We start from the raw sequence: 5,253 nt of genomic DNA on the forward strand, positions 1-5,253 counted from the left end.
TTCGAGGAGTACTTCCAGGCCAAGGCTCGGTTGTTCGATCCTGAGTCGACGGTGCGAGCCGAGCATGCCGTCGTCTGCGTCGACGACGTGTGGGGTCGACGGATGGCCGAGTTGGCCGCGACCGACGAGAGCGACGCGGTGACCACGGTCTCGACCTCGACGGCCGAGGCCGAGTGGACGGTCGGCGCAGTCGAGGTTGCCGAGGACGGCTCCCAGACCTTCGAGTTGGTCGGGCCGGACGGACAGTCGTGGCCAGTCTCACTTCGTCTCCCCGGGCGATACAACGTGGCCAACGCTGCGCTGGCGTTGACCGTCAGTTTTGCTGCGGGACTCGACCCGGACGCGGCTGTTCGAGCGCTCGGGACCGTGGACGTCCCGGGGCGAGTTCAGCGGATCGACCGGGGGCAGAGCTTTCTCGCCGTGGTCGACTACGCCCACAAGCCGGCAGCGCTCGAAGCCGTGATCGCCACGCTGCGCAACCAGGTTCCCGGCCGAGTGGCCGTGGTGGTCGGTGCGGGCGGTGACCGCGACGCCGGCAAACGGGCACTCATGGGTGAAGCGGGTGCGCGAGGCGCAGACCTGCTGATCGTCACCGACGACAACCCACGCACCGAGGATCCGGCGAAGATTCGCGCTTCGGTGATGCAAGGCGCCATGGACGTGCCCGAATCCGAACGCGGCGAGGTTCGCGAAGTGGGGGACCGGGCCACCGCGATCGAGCAAGCAGTCCGGTGGGCACAGCCAGGAGATGTCGTCCTGGTGGCAGGCAAAGGCCACGAAGTAGGTCAAGAAATCGACGGGGTCAAACACCCGTTCGACGACCGCGAGGTGTTGGGCGAAATGATCGGCCGATTCGCGATCAACACAGCACATGGAGGCAAGCAATGATCCCGATGACGCTCTCTCGGATCGCCGAGATCGTCGGAGGAACCCTGCACGACGTCGACGATTCGTCGACGCAGGTGACTGGAACCGTCGAATTCGATTCGCGCAAAGTAGCTCCAGGTGGGCTCTTCCTCGCCCTACCCGGAGCGCGTGTCGACGGTCATGATCACGCGGAAGCGGCGGTGGCAGCGGGCGCTGTGGCGGTGCTCGCGGCGCGGCCGGTCGGAGTTCCGGCAATCGTCGTTCCATCGGTGCCGAACGACGGTCCCAGTGCAGTGATGCTGCTCGAACACGACACCGACGGGTCCGGAGCCGCGGTCCTGCATGCCCTCGGCCTTCTGGCCCGAGCAGTCGTCGACGAACTGGCAACTAACGGCGCACCGACCGATGGTGGACTGACGCTGGTCGGTGTCACCGGTTCTGCCGGCAAGACCTCGACCAAGGATCTGATAGCAGCGCTGCTGCGCGAGTGCGGCGAGGTGGTTGCGCCCCCCGGGTCGTTCAACAACGAATTAGGTCTGCCGTGGACAGTGCTCCGCGCCGACGAGAGGACCCGCTTCCTCGTTCTCGAGATGTCGGCCCGTGGGGTCGGTCATGTCGGCGAACTGACGAAGATCGCGCCGCCGAAGATCGGCGTAGTTCTCAATGTGGGCACTGCCCATCTCGGTGAGTTCGGTTCGCGTGAAGCGATCGCGGTCGCCAAAGGTGAACTGGTGGAAGCACTCCCGTCGGCAGCCGACGGTGGAGTTGCGGTCCTCAACGCCGACGACCGCATGGTCGCCGCAATGGCGAGTCGAACCAAGGCCCGGATCGTATTCGTCGGCCAGTCGGAAGACTGCGACGTTCGGGCGACCGACGTGGTTGTCGACGACCAGGCCAGGGCTTCCTTCACACTGAACTGTTCACAGGGTTCTGCACGTATTCGCCTGGCCGTTCACGGCGAACACCACGTGAGCAACGCCCTGGCCGCGGCGGCCGTCGCACTCGAGAACGGCCTCGCGGTTGCAGACATCGCACGTGTCCTCGAGGGCACGAAGGCAGCGTCCGCGAGGCGGATGGAAGTCACCGAGCGCGCCGACGGCGTCACCGTCGTCAACGACAGTTACAACGCCAATCCCGATTCCATGCGCGCTGCGCTCAAAGCGTTGGTGTCCATGGCGCGATCGGATCGGCACTTCGGTCGCCGGAGCTGGGCTGTGCTCGGAGAGATGGGTGAGCTCGGACCGGAATCAGTTGTCGAGCACGACGCGATCGGTCGCCTTGCCGTCAGACTCGATGTCAGCAAGTTGATCGTCGTCGGGACGGGCCGCACCTCGCGTGCGATGCATCAAGGAGCAGTGATGGAGGGGTCGTGGGGTGACGAGTCCGTCGTCGTGCCTGACGCAGCTGCGGCAATCGCCATTCTCGAAGCGGAACTCGAACCGGGCGATCTCGTCCTGGTGAAGGCGTCCAAGTCGGTTGAACTGTGGACGGTCGCCGAAGCGATACTGGCTGCAACGCCCAACACCGACAGCGAGAACACCGACGGCGAGAACGGCGGGGATTCGCAGTGATCCAGATTCTTCTCGCCGCAGGCATCGCGCTGGCGGTCTCCATCATGCTCACGCCGATCCTGATCAAGGCGTTCTCGAAACAAGGTTTCGGGCAGGAGATCCGAACCGAAGGTCCAGCCAGTCACCAGGCCAAGCGCGGCACGCCGACAATGGGCGGCGTCGCGATCCTGACCGGAATCTGGGCCGGCTATCTCGGCTCACACCTCATCGGTCTCGGCATGGACAACGCGGAGGGGCCATCGGCGTCCGGCCTACTCGTTCTCGGTCTGACCACCGCGCTCGGTGGAGTCGGTTTCCTCGACGACTTCATCAAGATCCGCAAGCAGCGCAATCTGGGACTGAACAAGACAGCGAAGCTGGTCGGCCAGTTCGTCGCTGCCATTGCCTTCGGAATTTTGGCCCTTCAGTTCCGCGGTGACGACGGGCTGACTCCGGGCAGTGTTCATCTGTCGTACGTCCGCGACATCGCCACCGTCTCACTCGGTTCCGTGGTCTTCATCGCCTTCTGCTACCTACTGGTCAGCGCCTGGTCCAATGCCGTCAACCTGACCGACGGCCTCGACGGATTGGCCGCCGGAGCGATGAGTTTCGTTCTCGGCGCCTACGTCATCATCACGTTCTGGCAGTTCCGCTACTCGTGCGAGACGAATCCCGGTAAGGGTTGCTACGACGTCCGAGACCCGCTCGACCTCGCGGTGCTCTGCGCGGCAGGCGCGGGCGCGTGCATCGGTTTCCTCTGGTGGAATGCCGCACCCGCCAAGATCTTCATGGGCGACACCGGTTCTCTTGCCCTCGGCGGCATGCTCGCCGGATTGTCGATCACCACCAGCACGGAACTGTTGATGGTGGTCATCGGTGCACTGTTCGTCGCGGAGGCCGCGTCGGTGGTGATCCAGGTAGCGGTGTTCCGGTCCAGCCGACGGCGGGTCTTCCGAATGGCGCCGTTCCATCACCACTTCGAACTCGCCGGGTGGGCTGAAACCACGGTCATCATCAGATTCTGGTTGCTGGCGGCTATTGCGTCGGCTATCGGATTGGCACTCTTCTACAGCGAATACCTCGCAGCGCTCGGAGGCTGAAAACCATGACCAGCTCAGCGGATTCCGAGAACGACCTGTCCTGGCTCCGCGGTACGCGAGTGCTGGTCGCCGGTGGGCGGGTGTCCGGTCAAGCGACCATCGAACCTCTCGTCGCCCTCGGTGCTGTCGTGACGGTTGCCGATTCGACCTTGGACTTCGCGGAGCGCTGCGCGGAGCTCGGCGCGGGCATGGTGACCACCACCTCGATCGAGGATGCTCCGGATTCGATCACCGAGTACGGGCTCGTAGTCACCAGTCCCGGCTTTCGGCCGGATGCACCGATCCTTGCAGCCGCCGCCGGTCACGGGATTCCCATCTGGGGAGACGTCGAGTTCTCCTGGCGCGTCGACCACAGCGGGCACTTCGGCACACCCCGTAAATGGCTCGTCGTGACGGGGACGAACGGAAAGACCACGACGACGTCGATGCTGGCCTCGATTCTCGACGCCGCTGGAGTTGTCGGCCGAGCCTGCGGAAACATCGGGCTGCCGATACTCGACGCACTCGCCGAGACGTCGCCGCGCGTGGAGTACCTCGCTGTCGAACTGTCGTCCTTCCAATTGCACTGGGCGCCTTCGGTGCGTCCGGATGCCGGCGTGGTCCTCAACGTCGCCGAGGATCACCTCGACTGGCACGGCGGAATGAGCGCGTACGCCGAGGCCAAGTCGCGGGCGCTGAGCGGAAAGGTCGCGGTGGTCGGCCTCGATGACGCGATCGCTTCCGAACTGGGAACTCGCGCAACTGCAGACATTGTCACCGGGTTCAGATTGGGTGAACCGGGCGAAGGGGAACTGGGTGTCGAAGCGGGACACCTCGTGGACAACGCATTCGGCGATCACGTCCGCTTGGCCGAAGCAGCGTCGATAGATCCCGCCGGCCCGGCAGGCGTCATGGACGCGCTGGCCGCCGCCGCCTTGGCGCGGGCACTCGGATTCGAGGCAGACGTCGTCGAACGCGGTCTGGCCGCACACAAGGTCGGCCCACACCGAGGGGCGCTGGTCGGCCGTGTCGGGTCCGTTGTGTACATCGACGACTCCAAGGCCACCAATCCGCACGCAGCCAGACCGTCGATACTCGCGCACGATCGCGTCGTCTGGGTTGCAGGCGGTCTGCTCAAGGGAGCCAGCGTCGACCAATTGGTGAGCGAAGTCGGCCCTCGACTCTCCGGCGCTGTCCTTCTCGGGCGTGACGCTGGTGTGATCGAGGACGCGCTCGCGCGACACGCACCCGATGTTCCCGTGGTGCACGTGATGTCGGGGGACGATGCAGTGGTGAGCGAAAACAGCAGCAACTCGACTCTCACCATCCGGCTGCCGTCGGGTGCCGACGCGGATGCCGTCATGGCCGCAGTGGTAATCGAAGCTGCCGAGTTGGCGTCCCCCGGTGATGCAGTTGTACTCGCCCCGGCCGCCGCGTCCTTGGACATGTTCGCCAGCTACGGACATCGTGGTGACAGCTTCGCCGCTGCCGTAGCCGCATTACCCGATCCGTTCACGGATTCGCCTGGCCAAGCCGGGAACTTGCTATGACCAAGGGTCCCAAGACCCGAATCGGTGCCTGGTTGGCGCGGCCGTTGGCGTCGTTCCACCTGGTGGTGACGATTGCCACGATGTTGACTGTCTTGGGGCTCGTGATGGTTCTGTCGGCGTCGAGCGTCGAGCAGTACGTGTCCGGTGGCTCGGCGTATTCGTTGTTCACCCAGCAGTTGATCTTCGCGATTCTCGGAGCTGTGCTCT

Annotated in this window: 4 protein-coding genes and 1 pseudogene; all 5 read left to right on the forward strand. The window is 64.8% G+C overall.

The features are described 5' to 3' along the window. The coding region (locus A2J01_RS18385; RefSeq protein ID WP_269455325.1) for a Mur ligase family protein at positions 1-888 on the forward strand (888 nt) is incomplete at its 5' end. Then, complete coding sequence (locus A2J01_RS18390; RefSeq protein WP_064113273.1) at positions 885-2,438, forward strand: UDP-N-acetylmuramoyl-tripeptide--D-alanyl-D-alanine ligase; 1,554 nt, start codon at positions 885-887, stop codon at positions 2,436-2,438. The genes A2J01_RS18385 and A2J01_RS18390, both read left to right, overlap by 4 nt. Continuing rightward, positions 2,435-3,517 (forward strand): phospho-N-acetylmuramoyl-pentapeptide-transferase, encoded by a 1,083-nt coding sequence (gene mraY, locus A2J01_RS18395; protein WP_003941699.1) that lies wholly within the window; start codon positions 2,435-2,437, stop codon positions 3,515-3,517. Before A2J01_RS18390 ends, mraY begins: the two co-directional genes overlap by 4 nt. Before the next feature lie 5 nt (positions 3,518-3,522). Beyond that, positions 3,523-5,046 carry a UDP-N-acetylmuramoyl-L-alanine--D-glutamate ligase gene (murD, locus tag A2J01_RS18400; protein WP_064113274.1) on the forward strand — a complete coding sequence of 508 codons (1,524 nt, stop codon included), beginning with the start codon at positions 3,523-3,525 and terminating at the stop codon, positions 5,044-5,046. Further along, positions 5,043-5,253 (forward strand): annotated as a pseudogene (locus A2J01_RS18405) (FtsW/RodA/SpoVE family cell cycle protein); the annotation flags it as partial. The gene murD and the pseudogene A2J01_RS18405, both read left to right, overlap by 4 nt.

Origin of the sequence: Rhodococcus sp. EPR-134, assembly GCF_001647205.1 — a bacterium.
In the GTDB taxonomy this organism is placed as follows: domain Bacteria; phylum Actinomycetota; class Actinomycetes; order Mycobacteriales; family Mycobacteriaceae; genus Rhodococcus_F; species Rhodococcus_F qingshengii.

Coding starts and splice junctions, on each gene's coding strand:
- A2J01_RS18390 (WP_064113273.1), top strand. CDS start 885: ATGATCCCGATGACGCTCTCTCGGATCGCCGAGATCGTCGGAGGAACC.
- murD (WP_064113274.1), top strand. CDS start 3,523: ATGACCAGCTCAGCGGATTCCGAGAACGACCTGTCCTGGCTCCGCGGT.